Raw genomic sequence first — 16,069 nt, 5'->3', positions numbered from 1 at the left:
CTTATCTTGAAGAGGCCGGGTCCAAGGAACAGCGCATGTTCTCGTGGGCCCGGCCTTTCCTGTTCTGTCTCCTGATCGCTCTGGCGGGACTGATTCCGGGATTCGCCAAGGCTGCCAATGACTTCCCTGTCGGGTCACGGTGCCATACGCTGGCATCGTCCGAGACTTCGTCCGCGATTCTTGCCCGTACCCGGGATGCATGGACGTGCGGCCCTTCGGACTGGAAAGTCAGCGGAACCCAGGCAAGCTACGTACGCATCGACGTACGGGGACGCGATCTGCCAGCAGATGCCGTCCTGACCACCCGCCTCACGCGCTACCGCAGCATGACGATCACCGCGATCGGTAGCGACGGTCGGTCCATCACGCGCAATATCGAGTCGGATGACCTGCGCTTCTCCACCACGCGCTGGCGGATGTTCACCGCGCTGCCGCGCCTGGATGGTCCGGTAGAGGCCTATGTTCTCAAGGTGACAGGGCCGCGCCACATCGGCCTTCTCTCCGACGCTGATGTCGGCTCGCGCGCCGCGCCCATGGCGGTTGGCAACCGGCAACTGATCCTGGCCGCGCTCTGCGGGCTGATGCTGATGCCGCTGATCCTGAACTTCGTCTTCTTCCGGATCCTGCGCCAGCGCTTCATCCTCTGGCATGCCGCCGCCGTCCTGGCGATGCTCACCCAGACGCTGGTCAGCAGCGGCCTCATCAACCGCTTCGTGCGCCTTTCGGTCACGGAACTGTGCCTGCTCTCGACCTTGAGCTGGGCGTTCATGGTCATCGCCACGCTGCGCTTCTTCATCGATCTGATCGAGCCCGAAACGCTGACCGCGCGCCAGCGCTTTGCTGTCGAACTGCTCTGCCCCTGGTTCCTGTTCTGGAGCGGGTACTACTTTTTCGCCGACGGGGTGCTGCTGCCCTCGGTCGCGCCGCTCTACTACATGTCGTTCCTGCCGATCATCGCCACGTTGCTGGCCACGATCGTGCTCTCGGCCCTGCGCGGCAGCCGCCTCGTCTGGTTCCAGATCGTGGGCTGGACCCCTCTCATGCTGCTGGGCATCGCGCGCAACCTCTCGATCCTGGGGCTGACCGACGCGCCGCTGGGCATGATGGTCGAGCAGCACTTCGCGATTGCCTTCGAGGTCGCAGTCACCACGCTCGGTGTGGCCGAGCGGATCATGACCATCCGCCTGCAGCGCGACCATGCCCTCGCCGAGGCGCGCTTCCAGGCCAACCTTGCGCTGCACGATCCGCTCACCGGTCTCTTCAACCGCCGCGCGATCGAGGAAAAGTTCGACACGCTCTTGCGCACCGGTTTCCATACCATGGCCGCGCTCGACATCGACCATTTCAAGGCGATCAACGATACCCACGGCCACGCCGCCGGGGACGAGGTGCTGAGAGCCGTGGGACGGGCGCTGGCAGGCGACAAGGACATCCTGACGGTACGCCTGGGCGGTGAGGAGTTCCTGCTCCTCCTGCGCGGCGAGGACGCGCTGGAACGCGCCGAACGCCTGCGCCAGGCCATTCCCAGCCGCGTTGCCAAGGAGCACACAGGGCTGCGCAAGCTGGTTACCGCCAGCATGGGGGTCTATCGTCTGGATATGACCTGCGGGCACGTCCCTTCGTTTACCGAAGTCTACACGGCCTGTGACGAATTGCTCTACGCGGCCAAGGCGGCCGGGCGCGACTGCGTGCGCAGCAACGTCTCCATCGCCCCCCTCCCGACCACACGCCTGGAACTCGTCGGGTGATCAGCTAGCCAGCTATTCGGCTGCGCTGCTCCAGAAGGGTGCGGCCACGTCTTCGGGGATGCGTACCAGCCGCCCCGAAGCAACTTCGATCACCGCCCAGGTCGTACGGGCACGCACGAGAACCTTTGCCGTCTCCTCTTCCCCCTCACGGCGAAACGCGACACAGCGGTCGAAGGTCGCGCGCTTGGGCGGATCGGGGATCCAGGTCGTCGCCGTCACACGCTCGCCCTCGCGGATGTTGCCGCGATAGTCGATCTCGTGCCGGGTGACGACCCAGACATAGGCGGCCTGGTGTTCGGGCGGAGCGACCGCTTCCCAGTGGGCGACGGAGACCTCCTCCATCCACTGTACCCAGACCGCGTTGTTGACATGGCCGAGCTGGTCGATGTGCTCCGAAGTGGCCTCGAAGCTGCGTGTGAACGGCTCGGCCATCGTGCTCAGCCCTCGATGCCCAGTTGCCACAGGATGAAGGCAAACTCCTCGGCGGTTTCCTTCAGGCTCTCGAAGCGGCCCGACTTGCCGCCGTGGCCAGCCCCCATGTTGGTCTTGAGGATCAGCTCGTTGTCATCGGTCTTGAGTTCGCGCAGGCGCGCCACCCACTTGGCCGGTTCCCAGTAGGTCACGCGCGGGTCGTTGAGCCCGGCCGTCACCATCAGCGGCGGATAGGCCTGAGCCGCGACCCGGTCGTAGGGGCTGTAGCTTGCGATATGCTCGAAAGCCGCCTTGTCGGTGATGGGATTGCCCCATTCGGGCCACTCGCCCGGAGTCAGCGGCAGCGTCTCATCCAGCATCGTTGCCAGGACGTCGACGAAGGGGACGTGCGCCACGACCGCGCCCCACAGATCGGGATCGGAATTGATGACCGCGCCCATCAGTTCGCCGCCCGCCGAGCCGCCCGAGATGCTGATCCTGCCCGCCTGCGTGTAGCCGCGCTCGATCAGGCCCTTCGCGCAGTCGACGAAGTCGGTGAAGGTATTGGTGCGGCGCTCCAGCTTGCCTGCCTTGTACCAGGCGCGGCCCATGTCATCGCCGCCCCGGATGTGCGCGATCGCAAAGGCAAAGCCGCGGTCGACAAGGCTGAGACGCGAGGTCGAGAAACCCGGATCGATCGAGATGCCGTAAGCGCCATAGCCATAGAGATGGAGCGGGCCTGCCCCTTCGCGGTCCTTGCGGTAGACGATGGAGACGGGGATCAGGGTGCCGTCGCGCGCCGCGATCTCGAGGCGTTCGGTGGCGTAGAGATCCTCGTCGTAGCCCGAGGGGATCTCCTGGACCTTGAGCGTTTCGAGCGTCTTCGCCTTCACGTCGTAATCCATCACCGAGGCGGGCTTCACCATCGATTCGTAGGACAGGCGCAGCGTCTCGACGTGCCATTCGGGATTGTTGCCGAGCCCTGCCGAGTAGCTTGCCTCGGGGAAGTCGATGGCCTCGATCCGGTCCGGATCATCGTAATAGTGGACCGCGATACGGTCGAGCCCGCGCTCGCGCCCCTCGATGACGAAGAAGTCGCGGAAGAGGTCGACGCCGGTCAGGTAGAAATCGTCCGACCCTTCGATGAGCGTGTTCCACGCCGCCGGGGCATCGATCGACGCGGTAGCGAGGCGGAAGTTCTCATGCGTGTCGTTGGTGTGGATGAAGAGCACGTCGTTGCGTTCATCGACGTCGTACTCCACGCCCTTCTCGCGCGCCTTGACGAGAATCTGCGGACCCAGCGGGTCATCGGCGCGCACCAGCCGCGCCTCGCTCGTCTCATGGTCGCTGGTGCCGATGATCAGCCACTTCTCGTTGGCCGAGAGCGAGGAGCCAACGCGGAAGCCCTCGTCGTCCTCGTGGTAGATCTCGACATCGTCCGCGAGCGGCGTGCCCAGCCAGTGCAGGCGTGCGTTGTCGGTGCGCCACTGCTCGTTCGCCAGCGAGTAGACAAGGCCGGTGTCCTTGGCCACCCAGACCAGCGCCGAGAGCGTGCCCGGGATCTCGTCGGCGAGCAGTTCGCCGGTCGCAAGGTCCTTGATACGCACGGTAAAGCGCTCCGAACCGTTGTCATCGACCGAGTAGGCAAGGAGCTTGCCGTTGGCGCTCACCGAAAGTGCGCCGAGACGGAAGTATTCCTTGCCCTCGGCCAGCGCCACCTCGTCGAGGATCAGTTCGTCCGCGCCGCCCGAGACGGGCCTCCGCCACCACTTCTTGTACTCCGCGCCTTCCTCGAACTCGATCCAGTACAGGTAGTCGCCGTCCTTCTGCGGCACGGACTTGTCGGCTTCCTTGATGCGCGCGCGCATTTCCTTGAACAGCGCGTCGATGCGCTCCTGGTGCGGGGCCATGCGCGCCTCGAACCAACGGTTCTCCGCCTCGAGGTGGGCGAGCACCTCGGTATCGGTCACCTCGGGATAGCCGGGATCGCGCAGCCAGGCGTAGTCGTCCTGGACCGTGATGCCGTGGTGGGTGAAGGAGTGGGGCTTCTTGGCCGCGACGGGGGCCGAAACGGGTGCCTGGGTGGAATCTGCCATCCCCTGCATCTATGTGTGCCCCATGACTCCCGCAAGCCGGACTTGAAAACAATGCTGATGAACACCCATGAATCGCGCCTCGACGCGCTGCGCCAGGAACTCAAGCGCCGCGGCCTCGATGGCTTCGTCGTGCCCATCTGCGATGAGCACATGAGCGAGTACGTGGGCGCCTATGCCCAGCGCCTGCCCTGGCTGACCGGCTTTGCCGGATCGGCGGGCTCGGCCATCGTTCTGACCGACCCCACCCGCACGCCCGCGGCCGCCATGTTCACCGACGGGCGCTACACCATCCAAGTGCGCGAGCAGGTCGATGCGCGCTTCTATGCCTACGAGAGCGTGCCCCAGACCAGCCACGCGCAGTGGCTCGCCGAGCACATGCCCGAAGGCGCGGTGATCGGCTACGACGCCTGGCTGCACACCGCGCACTGGACCCGCAGCGTCGATGCCGCCATCGCCGCGAAAGGCGGCAAGCTCGTCGCCGTCGAGGGCAATCCCATCGACGCGGTGTGGGAAGACCAGCCCGCGCCCTCATCGGCCCCGGCGCTTGTCCACGCCGAGGAATTTGCCGGACAGTCGAGCGAGGCCAAGCGCGCTACGCTCGCCGAGGGGCTCACCAGGCGCGGGCTCGATGCGACGGTCGTCACCGCGCTCGATTCGATTGCCTGGCTCCTCAACATCCGCGGCTCGGATGTCGAGCATACCCCTGTGGCGCTCTCCTATGTCATCGCCCACGCCGATGGCACGGCCGACCTCTTCATCGCCGAGGACAAGGTGACGCCGCAGCTGCGCCAGCACCTGGGTAACGCGGTCTCGATCCTCCCGCGCGACGGCTTTGTCGCAGGGCTGGAATGCCTCGCAGGCAAGCGCGTCGCGCTCGATCCCGACAACGCGGTAGTCGCGATTGCCCAGGCCCTGAACCACGCGGGCGCCACGGTGATCGAGGCGCGCGACCCGGTGGTCCTTCCCAAGGCCATCAAGAACCAGGTCGAACAGCAGGGCCACCGCGACGCGCAGGAGCGTGACGGCGCGGCGGTATCGCGCTTCCTCCACTGGCTCTCGCTCGAAGGCCCCAAGGGCGAGGTCACCGAACTGTCGGCCGCGGCCAGACTGCTGGGCTTCCGCCAGGAATGCGGTGATCTGCGCGACACCTCGTTCAACACGATCTCGGGTGCAGGCCCCCACGCCGCGCTGCCCCACTATGCCGTAACGGATGAGAGCAACCTGACGCTGGAGCCGAACTCGGTCTTCCTGTGCGATTCGGGCGGGCAGTACCCGGCGGGCACCACCGACATCACCCGCACCGTGTGGATCGGTCCGGGCGAACCGGACGGGGAGGTCAAGGAGCGCTTCACCCGCGTCCTCAAGGGCCATATCGCGCTCGACCGCGTGCTCTTTCCCAAGGGCACCGCGGGCAGCCAGCTCGACATTCTGGCCCGCCATGCGCTGTGGCAGGCCGGGCTCGACTATGCGCATGGCACCGGGCACGGGGTCGGCAGCTTCCTGGGCGTCCACGAAGGCCCCCAGCGCATCGCCAAGTCGGGCGGCGGCCAGCCGGGCACCGAGCAGGCGCTGCTTCCGGGCATGATCCTCTCCAACGAGCCGGGCTACTACAAGGCGGGCGAATACGGCATCCGCATCGAGAACCTGGTGCTTGTCGTCCCACGCGCAATACCGGGTGCGGAAGGCGAGTTCTACGGCTTCGAAACGCTGACCTTCGCCCCGATCGAGAAACGCCTGGTCGATACGGCCTTGCTGACCGAGGAAGAAAAGGCCTGGTGGAATGCCTACCACGCCCGCGTCAAGGAGCTGATCGGCCCGCAACTGGATGGCGCGGCGAAGGCCTGGCTGGAGGAGCAGTGCGCGCCGCTCTGAGCGGCCTGGCCCTCCCTCCCGGCAGGTAATGGCATTGGGAAAGGGACCTCGTCATGACCCGGCTTGTCCGTGAACTTGGCCGCACGCCCGTTCACCTGGGGCCGGGAGGCCATGTCGAGGCCCTGCCTGCCTTCACAGGCACCATGGACTGGTACGCGGCCTATGCACGGCGCACCCAGGCCGACGGGCCGGACGGCCGGCTCGTCGCCCTCCACTGTCTCGATGCCGACTGGGACAGCTGGGAGATGCACCCGTGCGGCGATGAGGTCGTGGTCTGCCTCGCTGGAGAGCTGACGTTGATCCGGGAAAGCCCCGAGGGCTCCCACGTCCGCGAGACCTTGCGCCCCGGGGACTATGTCATCATCCCCTCGGGGGTCTGGCACACCGCCGATATCGCACGCCTCGCCACCGCCCTTTTCATCACCACCGGGCATGGCACGCAGCACCGCCCCCGTCCCTGAACCTCCCCTCTCTTGCGCCTGTGTGAACGGGTCTGTCAGACCGAGACAATTGGCGACAAAAGACAGGCTGACTGGCAAACTTGCGCGACAAGCGGCCTCTAGAACGGTTATCAGAAAGTCGCGGCAGGGCGGTTGCCCCTCCCTTCCAGGCCCGCTGCGACTTTCGATCCATTCGCATTTGGGAAACCAAAGGAAAGAGAGACCGGACATGACCCCCACGTTCAAGACCACCCGCTTCAAGACTATCGCCCTTGGCCTGACCGCGGCGAGCCTCGCCCTTGGCGGTGCGGCCTATGCGCAGGGTGACGCCCCGCGCGGCCCCCGCCACGCGATGATGGACGCCGACAAGGACGGCATCGTTACCCGTGCCGAGGCTCAGGCCGCGGCCGAGGCGATGTTTGCCCGCATGGACGTCAACAAGGACGGCAAGATCGACGCCGCCGACCGCGAGGCGCGCCAGACGGCACGCCGCACCGCCATGTTCGAGAAGCTCGACACCAACGGCGATGGCTCGATCTCGAAGGACGAATTCATGAGCGCCGAACGCGGGCATCGCGGCCCGCGTGGTGAGCGCGCCGACGGCGAGGGTCGTCATGGCAAGCACGGCACGCACCACATGCGCCGCGGTCACCATGGCGCGCGCCACGGCGGCGGCATGATGATGCGCATGGCCGACACCAACAAGGACGGCGCCATCACCCGCGAGGAAGCGGTGGCCGCAGCCCTCACGCACTTCGACATGGTTGATGCCGACAAGGATGGACAGATCACCCCCGAAGAGCGCAAGGCGGCTCACGAAAAGATGCGCGCCCAGTTCAAGGCCCGTAAGGCCGAAGGCTCGGCCAAGTAACGAACGGGCGCGGAACGAAGGATTGCTATGAACGACACCGCGCCTGTCCGCCTGCTTCTCGTCGACGACGAAGCGGCCCTGCGTGAACCCCTGGGCGAGTACCTCTCGCGCCAGGGGTTCACCGTTACCCAGGCCAGCAGCGCCGCCGAGGCGCGCACCTTCCTGCGCGACCACAAGGCGGATCTCGTCCTTCTCGACATCATGATGCCGGGCGAGGACGGGCTCTCGTTCTGCCGCCACCTTGTCGAGGCGCAGGACCTGCCCGTGATCTTCCTCACCGCGCGCGGCGAGGCGACCGACCGCATCGTCGGGCTCGAGATCGGCGCCGACGACTATGTCGTCAAACCTTTCGAACCGCGCGAACTGGTCGCCCGCATCCGCTCGGTCCTGCGCCGCGCGGCCCGCGGCGTGCCTGCCGCCCCCGAGAACGAGGCTTTCGTCTTCGAGGGCTGGACGCTCGATCCCTTGAAGCGCCGTCTGACCGACGCGGACGGGGCGGTCGTCGCGATCTCCTCGGTCGAATTCCGCCTGCTCATGGCCTTTCTGGAGCATCCGCGCCAGGTCCTTGACCGCGATCGCCTGCTCGACATGGTCCAGGGCCGCGAGGCCCACCTCTTCGACCGCGCCGTCGACAATCAGGTCAGCCGCCTGCGCCGCAAGATCGAGGTCGACAGCCGCAATCCGCAGCTGATCCAGACCGTCTGGGGCGGCGGCTACATGCTCGCCGCCGACGTCAAGCGGGTGGCGCTGGAAGACGAATGAAAGCCCTCCTTCCCCGCAGCCTGATGGGGCAGATGCTGCTCGCCGTGGCGGTTGCCCTGCTCTTCGTCCAGTCCTTGAGCGCTTTCCTCGTCTACAGCGCCCAGCGCGACAGCTACGAAACCGGCATGCTCAACGTGGCGGCCTTCCGCATCGTCATGGAAACGCGCGGACGCGATGCGCTGCGCGGCGCCGAGCGGCCGGAACGCGCGCCTTTCGGCGGCCCGCGCCCACGCGGGTTCCCGCTCGAAACCACCTCGTCTGCGCCCAACACGGCCAGCGAAGTGCGCGACGGCCATGCCGAGACCAAGCTGGGGCAAATCCTGGGCGAGCAGTCGCTCAAGGTCGAGCGGATCGTGATCGTCCACCGCCGCCTTGGGGACGACAAGCGTGCCAGCGAACGGTTCCTGGCACACGCCCGCCACCACGGTATGGCCCGTGAACAGATGGACGAGATTCTGGGCAACCACCTGATCGTCGTCGGCGTACAGCTCGAAGGACAGGACGACTGGCTTGTCACCCGCGTGCTCTCGCCACGCGCGATGAACCTGCTGCTCTCCCCCCTGATCTTCCAGACGCTGGGCATCTACGCCGTGCTGATGGCCGCCGTCACTTTCATCCTGCGGCGCATGACCCGCCCGCTCGCAGCCCTCACCCGCCGGGTCGAGGACTTTGCCGTGGCTCGTGATCTGGATGGACAGATCCCCGTGTCGGGCCCCGAGGACATGCAGCGCCTGATCTTGGCCCACAACGCAATGGAAACCCGCATCGTCGACCTGCTCGATGAGAAGGACGTGATGCTCGGCGCCATCGGCCATGACCTCAAGACGCCGCTTGCCGCCCTGCGTGTGCGCATCGAGAGCGTCGAGGACGACATCGAGCGCGCACGCATGGCCACCACCATCGAGGACATCGTGCGCACGCTCGACGACATCCTCTCGCTCGCGCGCGTGGGCCGTCCGAGCGATCCGCTCGAACGCACCGAACTCTCCGCTCTCGTCGTTTCGGTGGTCGAGGAGTACGAGGACATGGGCGAGCCGGTGGAGCTGGGCGAGACCTGCCGGATGGCGCTCGAACTGCGGCCCACCTGGCTGCGGCGCGCGCTGCGCAACCTCATCGGCAACGCCCTGCGCTATGGCCACACGGCGCGTGTCTCGCTCGGCAAGGACGGCGGGCAGGCCGTGATCGTGATCGAGGACGACGGGCCGGGTATCCCGGACAATTCCATCGAAAGCATGATGAACCCCTTCACCCGCGGCGATCCTTCGCGCAATTCCGCCACCGGCGGCGCGGGGCTGGGTCTCGCACTTGCCCGCGCGATCGCGGACCAGCACGGCGGATCGCTGACCCTCGCCAACCGGCACAGTGCCGAGGGCCGCGTCGAGGGCCTGACCGCGCGTCTGACAATTCCGCTAGGGTAAAAAAGAAAAAATAGTTTCAAGGGGTCATCACCCCTTGGACCCCAGACTCGGCAACCTCACCTTTCTCCGCCGCGATGGCGCGCGAAAGGTGAGGTCGACAGTTTGGGGAGCCCGAGGGCGATGGCCCTCGGACCTGTCATCTTTTCGAGGCCTCCCCCGTCCCGGCTTCAGAAACCGACCATTCCCCGACCCTGCAGTCTTCCGGATCGAACGAAGCCACGGCGCGCATGGCCTGCGCAGGTTCGCCGGGCAAGGCAACCTGAAACCAGACCGTCGCCATCCACGTCCCCTTATCGTCCGCCTCATCGACCCGGAACTCCCGGAAATCGAGGCCGCGGCTGCCGGGAGGCAGGGCCGCGCTGATCTTCAAGAGCACGTCGCGCAGGAAGGCGGCGTTGCGGGTCCGGCAGATGTCGCCAGGCTCGGGTGCGGAGAGGTCCGCCTTGTCGATACCGTAGGTAGTGGGCGTCGGCGCCGGTTCCGGCGCATCGGGACTGCACGCACAAACCGCAAGCACCAGGAGCGCGCGCCCCGCCATTATGCCTGCACGGCTGATCCGCTTCCTCATCGCCTTCTCCCGAAAATACGAAACCTAGCGCATCAGACCACCAATGAGGTTGCGAGCAAAGCGACCGATACCCGGGATGCCGACAGCCTTCTCCACCGCCGATCCGAAGGTGCCAGCCGCCGCGCTCGCCGCCGAGGCGCCGGGGTTGGCGCGGCTTGTCTTGCCTTGCAGCTTCTGGGCCAGGATCGCGCCCGCACTCGCCGCCGCCGCGCTCATCGCGGCCTTCGCGGCCTTGCCGCCAAGGCCATCCCACAGGCTCGGGCTGCGGCGCTCGCGGCGGCGCACTTCCTCCTCGCCCTTCTCGGCAACTTCCTCGGCCGTCACCGCCGCATCGGCGGCCTTGGCCGCGAGCACTTCCTCGGCGCTGTCGCGGTCCACTGCCTCGTCGTACTTGCCGGCAAAGGGGCTGACCGACTGGATGATCGCGCGCTCGCGCGCCTCAAGAGGCCCCAGCCGCGAGCGGGGCGGCGCGATGAGCGTTCGCTGCACGACGCCGGGCGCGCCATCTTCGTCCAATGTCGAGACAAGCGCCTCGCCCACCTTGAGCTCGGTGATCGCCGCCTCGACATCAAGGTCGGGGTTGATGCGGAACGTCTCCGCCGCCGCCCGGATCGCACGCTTGTCGCGCACCGTGAAGGCGCGCAGCGCGTGCTGGACGCGGTTGCCCAGCTGGCCTGCGATGTCCTCGGGGATGTCGACCGGGTTCTGCGTCACGAAGAACACGCCCACGCCCTTGGAGCGGATCAGGCGCACCACTGTCTCGACCGTGTCGAGCAGCGCCTTGGGGGCATCGTCGAAGAGGAGATGCGCCTCGTCGAAGAAGAAGACGAGGCGCGGCTTCTCAGGGTCGCCCACCTCGGGCAGCGCCTCGAACAGTTCGGACAGCAGCCAGAGGAGGAACGTCGCGTAGAGCTTGGGGCTGCGCATCAGCTGATCGGCGGCGAGCACGTTGACGAAGCCGCGCCCCTTCTCGTCGCACTTGAGGAAGTCCTCGATCTCCAACGCTGGCTCGCCGAAGAACTGCCCTGCGCCCTGCGCTTCCAGCGAGAGCAGCTGGCGCTGGATCGCGCCGACACTGGCCTTCGTGACGTTGCCATAACGCGCGGACAATTCCGACGCATTCTGCGCCGTATAGGCCAGCATTGCCTGAAGATCAGCAAGATCGAGCAGCAGCAGACCTTCCTCGTCGGCGAAGCGGAAGACGATCTGAAGCACGCCCTCCTGCGTATCGTTGAGGTCCATCAGCCGGGCGAGCAGCAGCGGCCCCATCTCCGAGATGGTGGTGCGGATCGGGTGCCCCTGCTTGCCATAGATGTCCCAGAACACCGCCGGATTGTCGGCATAGGTGTAATCGGTGATCCCGATCTCTCGCGCGCGGCCTTCCAGCTTGTCGGCGTTCTTGAAGAGCGGGCTTCCCGCCATCGAGATTCCTGAAAGATCGCCTTTCACGTCGGCCAGGAACACCGGAACGCCGCTTGCGGAGAACTGCTCGGCCAGCGTCTGGAGGGTCACCGTCTTGCCCGTGCCGGTCGCGCCCGCGATAAGGCCGTGGCGGTTGGCCCGGTCCAACCGCAGCTCCTGGCGCTGCCCGTCTCCGCCCAATCCCAGATAGAGTGCGCTCATCGTCCTCATCTTGCCTTCTTTTTTTCCGCTCGCCAGGAATGGCTGGCTACGCAATAGGTGATAGAGGCGAGGCATACGCGGGGTCGAGAGTGTTTTTGTCGTGGGCAAGTGACACGCGGGTCGCTGTGTCCGACCTGCCATGCCATTGCGGGTGTTTCCACCGGGCGCATAATTGCTCTAAGGGGCCTGACGAAGACGATGACCGAGCCCTTCATTCTCCTCGACGATGCCCGCACCCATGGTGCCGTGGACGCCCGCCTCTACCGCAGCCCGGTAGAGATCGTATCCGCGCGCGCGCCTGAGGAGGTTCTGCCCGCCCTTGCCCGGATGGAAGAGCTGTCGCGCGAAGGGCTGCATCTCGCCGGATACATGACCTACGAGGCCGGGCTGGTACTCGAAGCCAAGCTTGAACGCTTCGCAGGCCAGGAGGTCGATGGGCCGCTTCTCTGGTTCGGCGCCTTCACCGCCTACGAGGCGATTGCGTCCGATGCCATGGAACTGTGGCTCTCGCGCCATGCCGTCAGCGAAGAAGCGTGGATCGGGCCGATGAAGCCGGTGCGTACGCTGGGCGAATACAGCCGCGCCTTCGACCGCCTGCAGGAAGCGATCCACGCAGGGGACATCTACCAGGCGAACCTGACGATGCCGCTGGAGGGGCCCTGGCAGGGCGATCCGCTGGGCCTCTATGCCAAGCTGCGCCCGGCCTCCGAAGCGGGCTATGGCGGGGTGATCTACGATGGGCGCGACTGGCACCTCAGCCTCTCGCCCGAACTCTTCTTCCAGATCGCGGACGGCACGGTCCACGCGCGTCCCATGAAGGGTACCCGCCCGCGCGGACGTGACCTTACCGAAGACGCGGCCCTGCGCGCCGAACTGTCCGCTTCGGTCAAGGACCGCGCCGAGAACCTGATGATTCTCGATCTCATGCGCAACGACCTCAGCCGCGTGGCCGAGCCGGGCAGCGTACGCGTGCCTGCCCCCTTCGCGATCGAGAGCTATCCGACCGTGCACCAGATGGTCTCCTCGGTCGAAGCTCGGCTGGAGGCGGGCAAGGGCCCGCTCGACCTCCTGCGCGCGCTGTTTCCCTGCGGCTCGATCACCGGCGCGCCCAAGATCCGCGCGATGGAACTGATCGAGGAGGTCGAACAGGGCCCGCGCGGCGTCTATTGCGGGTCTATCGGCCACATCGAACCCACTGGCGATGCCGCCTTCAATGTGGCAATCCGCACGCTGCGCCTGGCCCCGAAGAGCGCCGGGTCCGGCGCGTTCGGTGGCCGCGCGAGGTTGGGGGTCGGTTCGGCCATCGTTGCGGATTCGCAAAGCCTGCCGGAGTGGCGGGAATGTCTTGTCAAAGGGGGTTTCGTGCGAGGTTCGGGAACGCAAGGATCGGGGAAGGCGCCATCGCCTGCGCGCTTCGACCTGATCGAGACCATGCGCTTCACGCCCGACGAGGGCATCCCCCTCCTCGAGATGCACCTCGAGCGCATGAAGGCAAGCGCGGCGGCGCTGGGCTTCGTGTTCGACCGCCACGCGGTGCGCAACGCCATCCAGGCGCTGTGCTTCGATGCCGCGCAGGCCGCCAAGCTGCGCCTCGTGACCGCCCGCAGCGGGGCCTATGCGCTGGAACTCGCGCCCCTGCCCGAAACGCCCAGCGAACCGATAGTGGCTGCCGCCGTGCGCATTCCGGTCGACAGCTCGGACTGGCGCCTCGCCCACAAGACCAGCGACCGCGCCTTCTACGAGGCCAGCCTGGCCCTCGCCCGCGAGGCCGGGGCCGGCGAGGCCCTCCTCCTGCGCGACGATGGCCGCGTGACCGAAGGCAGCTTCACCAACATCTTCGTGGAGCGCGGCGGCGTGCTCCTGACCCCGCCCGCCACGCTTGGTCTGCTGCCCGGTGTCCTGCGCCGCTCGCTGCTGGAAAGCGGCCGCGCGCAGGAAGCCGACCTCACGCTGGACGATCTCGTGGACGGTTTCTTCCTCGGCAACGCGGTGCGTGGCCTCTTTCCGGCAAGGCTGCTCGCGTGACCCACCTTTCGACCGCCCTCTCGCGCATCGCGCCCTCGCAGACGACCGCGATGACCGACCGCGCCATCGAACTGCGCGAGGAAGGGCGCGACATCATCTCGCTCTCGGTAGGCGAACCCGATTTCGACACCCCGCCCCACGTCCTTGCCGCCGCCCACGCCGCGCTTGAGGCCGGGCTTACCAAGTACACGCCGGTCGGCGGAACCTCGCAGTTGAAGCGCGCCGCGGCCCACCACTTCCAGCGCGATCTGGGCATCGACGTTCCGACCTCGCAGATCACGGTCAGCGCGGGCGGCAAACAGGCGATTTTCCACGCCCTTCTGGCCACTGTCAGCGAGGGTGAGGAAGTGATCGTGCCCTCGCCCTGGTGGGTCAGTTATCCCGAGATGATCCGCTTTGCCGGTGGCAAGGTCGTGCCGCTGATGACCTCGCCCAGAGACAACTTCCGCTTCTCGCCCGCCGATTTCGAGGCACAGATCGGGCCGCGCACGCAGTGGCTGATGCTGAACTCGCCAGGCAATCCGACCGGCGCGTGCTACCCCGCCGAGATGCTCCTGGGCATCGCCGAGGTCCTGCGCCGCCACCCGCGCGTGATGGTCCTCTCCGACGACATCTACGCCCCGCTCAACTACACAGGTGGCGGCCATGCGACGCTCGCCGCGCTGTGCCCGGATCTGGCGGACCGCGTGCTGACCATCTCGGGCGTCTCCAAGAGCCATGCGATGACCGGCTTTCGCATTGGTCTGTCGGCAGGTCCCGAATGGCTGATCCGCGCTATGGAGCGGCTCCAGTCGCACTCCTCGGGCAATCCCTGCTCGATCAGCCAGGCTGCGGCCGTCGCCGCGCTGGAAGGCCCGCAGGAGTTTCTGGCGGAGTGGCGCGAGCGTTTCCGTGCCCGGCGCGACCAGGTCGTTGCTGCCATCAACGCCATCCCCGGCCTCTCCACCCCGACGCCCGACGGCGCGTTCTACTGCATGATCGATGCCTCCCCGCTGATGGAGCGTTTCGGTGATGACACCGCGCTCGCCCTCCACATTCTCGAACATGGCGTCGCCATCGTTCCGGCCTCGGCCTTTGGCGGAAGGAACGGTTTCCGGATCAGCTTCGCCGCCGACGAGGCCCGGCTCGACGAGGCGCTGCGCCGCATTGCAAAGGCCCTAGCCGCATGAACATTCCCATTCTCTACGAAGACGCCGAAGCGCTCGTCATCGACAAGCCCGCCGGGCTTCCCATCGACCGACCGCGCGCGGGCGGTGCCTGCCTCGAGGACTACCTTGAAGACCTCAAGCTCGGCTTCCAGCGCGCCCCGCTTCCCGTCCACCGGCTTGACCAGGACACCTCGGGCTGCCTGCTGCTGGCGCGCAACCCCAAGGCGCTCAAGCGCTTTTCCGCCGCCTTCGAGGAGCGCCTCGTGGAAAAGCGCTACCTCGGCATCGTCGATGGCGTGCTGGAACAGGAGGAAGGCACGATCGCGCTTTCGCTGTCCAAGGTCAGCACCGCCAAAAGCGGTTGGCGGATGATCCCGGCGCGCAAGGGCAAGCCCTCCACCACCCACTGGCGCAAGCTCGCCGAGGTCGATGGCCGCACCCTTGTCGAATTCCGCCCGGAAACCGGCCGTACCCACCAGATCCGCGTGCACGCGGCCTCGGGCCTGGGCGCAGCGCTGGTCGGCGATCCGGTCTATGGCAGCCGCAAGGGCGCGCCGCGCACCATGCTGCACGCCGCCGGCCTGCTCGTCCCCCGCCCCACCAAGGATCCGATCGGCGCGATGGCCCCGCTTCCTGCGGACTTTGCCGCCCTCGGTTTCGGAGACGCATGAGCGAGGCCGAAACCGTCATCAACCGCGCGCAGGCGCTTTGCTCGGAAAGCTTCATCGCGGCCTCGGGCCCGGGCGGGCAGAACGTCAACAAGGTGGCGACCGCGGTGCAGCTGCGGCTCAACGTCTACGCGCTGCGGCTCAGCCCGCCGGTCTTCGCGCGCTTCAAGGAACTGGCGGGCAGTCGCCTCACCGCCAGCGGCGAACTCGTCCTCACCGCACGCCAGTTCCGCACCCAGGAGGCCAACCGCGCCGACGCGCGCGAACGGCTCGCCGACCTTATTGAACGCGCGCACGAGTTGCCCCAGAAGCGGGCCAAGAGCCGCCTCAACCGCGTCGGCAAGACACAGCGCCTCAAGGGCAAGAAAATTCGCAGTGCGGTAAAGGCCGGGCGTGGCAAGGTGCGCCCCGACTGAAGG

At 66.8% G+C, this 16,069-nt stretch carries 14 protein-coding genes; 10 read left to right on the top strand and 4 right to left on the bottom strand.

All coding sequences use genetic code 11. The features are described from left to right. Positions 1-35 precede the first annotated feature (35 nt). Positions 36-1,748, top strand: a complete 1,713-nt coding sequence (locus tag MTR65_RS10660) for a sensor domain-containing diguanylate cyclase (protein ID WP_327194329.1) — start codon at positions 36-38, stop codon at positions 1,746-1,748. A 12-nt stretch (positions 1,749-1,760) separates the two neighbouring features. Here the strand turns inward: MTR65_RS10660 and MTR65_RS10655 are convergent, their stop codons facing one another. Together MTR65_RS10655 and MTR65_RS10650 are read right to left on the bottom strand one after the other, a co-directional pair. Beyond that, a complete protein-coding gene (locus tag MTR65_RS10655) occupies positions 1,761-2,180 on the bottom strand; it encodes an acyl-CoA thioesterase (protein ID WP_243799954.1) in 420 nt (139 codons plus the stop codon). Positions 2,181-2,185: 5 nt separating this feature from the next. After that, positions 2,186-4,255, bottom strand: a complete 2,070-nt coding sequence (locus MTR65_RS10650; protein WP_226632415.1) for a S9 family peptidase — start codon at positions 4,253-4,255, stop codon at positions 2,186-2,188. 51 nt (positions 4,256-4,306) lie between these two features. On the opposite strand from MTR65_RS10650, the gene MTR65_RS10645 reads away from it, so the two are divergent. The 5 genes from MTR65_RS10645 to MTR65_RS10625 all read left to right on the top strand — a co-directional run bounded on the left by MTR65_RS10645 (position 4,307) and on the right by MTR65_RS10625 (position 9,618). Next, the gene (locus tag MTR65_RS10645) at positions 4,307-6,127 is read left to right on the top strand and encodes an aminopeptidase P family protein (RefSeq protein ID WP_243799952.1); all 1,821 of its coding nucleotides are present in this window, start codon (positions 4,307-4,309) and stop codon (positions 6,125-6,127) included. Between the two features lie 53 nt (positions 6,128-6,180). Continuing rightward, complete coding sequence (locus MTR65_RS10640; protein ID WP_243799949.1) at positions 6,181-6,588, top strand: cupin domain-containing protein; 408 nt, start codon at positions 6,181-6,183, stop codon at positions 6,586-6,588. Between the two features lie 208 nt (positions 6,589-6,796). Beyond that, positions 6,797-7,438, top strand: coding sequence for an EF-hand domain-containing protein (locus MTR65_RS10635; RefSeq protein ID WP_243799947.1), 642 nt, complete (start codon positions 6,797-6,799; stop codon positions 7,436-7,438). 27 nt (positions 7,439-7,465) lie between these two features. Beyond that, the gene (locus MTR65_RS10630; protein ID WP_243799945.1) at positions 7,466-8,200 is read left to right on the top strand and encodes a response regulator; all 735 of its coding nucleotides are present in this window, start codon (positions 7,466-7,468) and stop codon (positions 8,198-8,200) included. After that, positions 8,197-9,618 (top strand): ATP-binding protein, encoded by a 1,422-nt coding sequence (locus MTR65_RS10625; RefSeq protein WP_243799942.1) that lies wholly within the window; start codon positions 8,197-8,199, stop codon positions 9,616-9,618. Before MTR65_RS10630 ends, MTR65_RS10625 begins: the two co-directional genes overlap by 4 nt. Positions 9,619-9,754: 136 nt before the next feature. Here MTR65_RS10625 and MTR65_RS10620 read toward each other — a convergent pair whose 3' ends face one another. Together MTR65_RS10620 and MTR65_RS10615 are read right to left on the bottom strand one after the other, a co-directional pair. After that, positions 9,755-10,186 carry a hypothetical protein gene (locus MTR65_RS10620; protein ID WP_243799940.1) on the bottom strand — a complete coding sequence of 144 codons (432 nt, stop codon included), beginning with the start codon at positions 10,184-10,186 and terminating at the stop codon, positions 9,755-9,757. A 24-nt stretch (positions 10,187-10,210) separates the two neighbouring features. Further along, on the bottom strand, positions 10,211-11,809 hold the full coding sequence (locus MTR65_RS10615; protein WP_243799938.1) for a helicase HerA-like domain-containing protein: 1,599 nt from the start codon (positions 11,807-11,809) through the stop codon (positions 10,211-10,213). A gap of 198 nt (positions 11,810-12,007) precedes the next feature. Here MTR65_RS10615 and pabB point away from each other — a divergent pair, with 198 nt between their 5' ends. From pabB to arfB, 4 genes are read left to right on the top strand one after another with little or no spacing between them, the layout of a single operon-like run. Then, the gene (pabB, locus tag MTR65_RS10610; protein ID WP_243799936.1) at positions 12,008-13,834 is read left to right on the top strand and encodes an aminodeoxychorismate synthase component I; all 1,827 of its coding nucleotides are present in this window, start codon (positions 12,008-12,010) and stop codon (positions 13,832-13,834) included. Between the two features lie 50 nt (positions 13,835-13,884). Then, positions 13,885-15,003 carry a pyridoxal phosphate-dependent aminotransferase gene (locus MTR65_RS10605; protein WP_243800113.1) on the top strand — a complete coding sequence of 373 codons (1,119 nt, stop codon included), beginning with the start codon at positions 13,885-13,887 and terminating at the stop codon, positions 15,001-15,003. Then, positions 15,000-15,653: an RluA family pseudouridine synthase gene (locus MTR65_RS10600; RefSeq protein WP_226632398.1), complete on the top strand. Its 654-nt coding sequence runs from the start codon at positions 15,000-15,002 to the stop codon at positions 15,651-15,653. Before MTR65_RS10605 ends, MTR65_RS10600 begins: the two co-directional genes overlap by 4 nt. Next, entirely contained in the window at positions 15,650-16,066 is a 417-nt protein-coding gene (gene arfB, locus MTR65_RS10595; protein WP_039389057.1) for an alternative ribosome rescue aminoacyl-tRNA hydrolase ArfB, read from the top strand. Before MTR65_RS10600 ends, arfB begins: the two co-directional genes overlap by 4 nt. Positions 16,067-16,069 lie beyond the last annotated feature (3 nt).

Origin of the sequence: Novosphingobium mangrovi (genome assembly GCF_022818885.1) — a bacterium.
In the GTDB taxonomy this organism is placed as follows: domain Bacteria; phylum Pseudomonadota; class Alphaproteobacteria; order Sphingomonadales; family Sphingomonadaceae; genus Novosphingobium; species Novosphingobium mangrovi.
The sequence above is the reverse complement of the archived record's forward strand: the minus strand, read 5'-3'. Positions and strand labels throughout refer to the sequence as shown.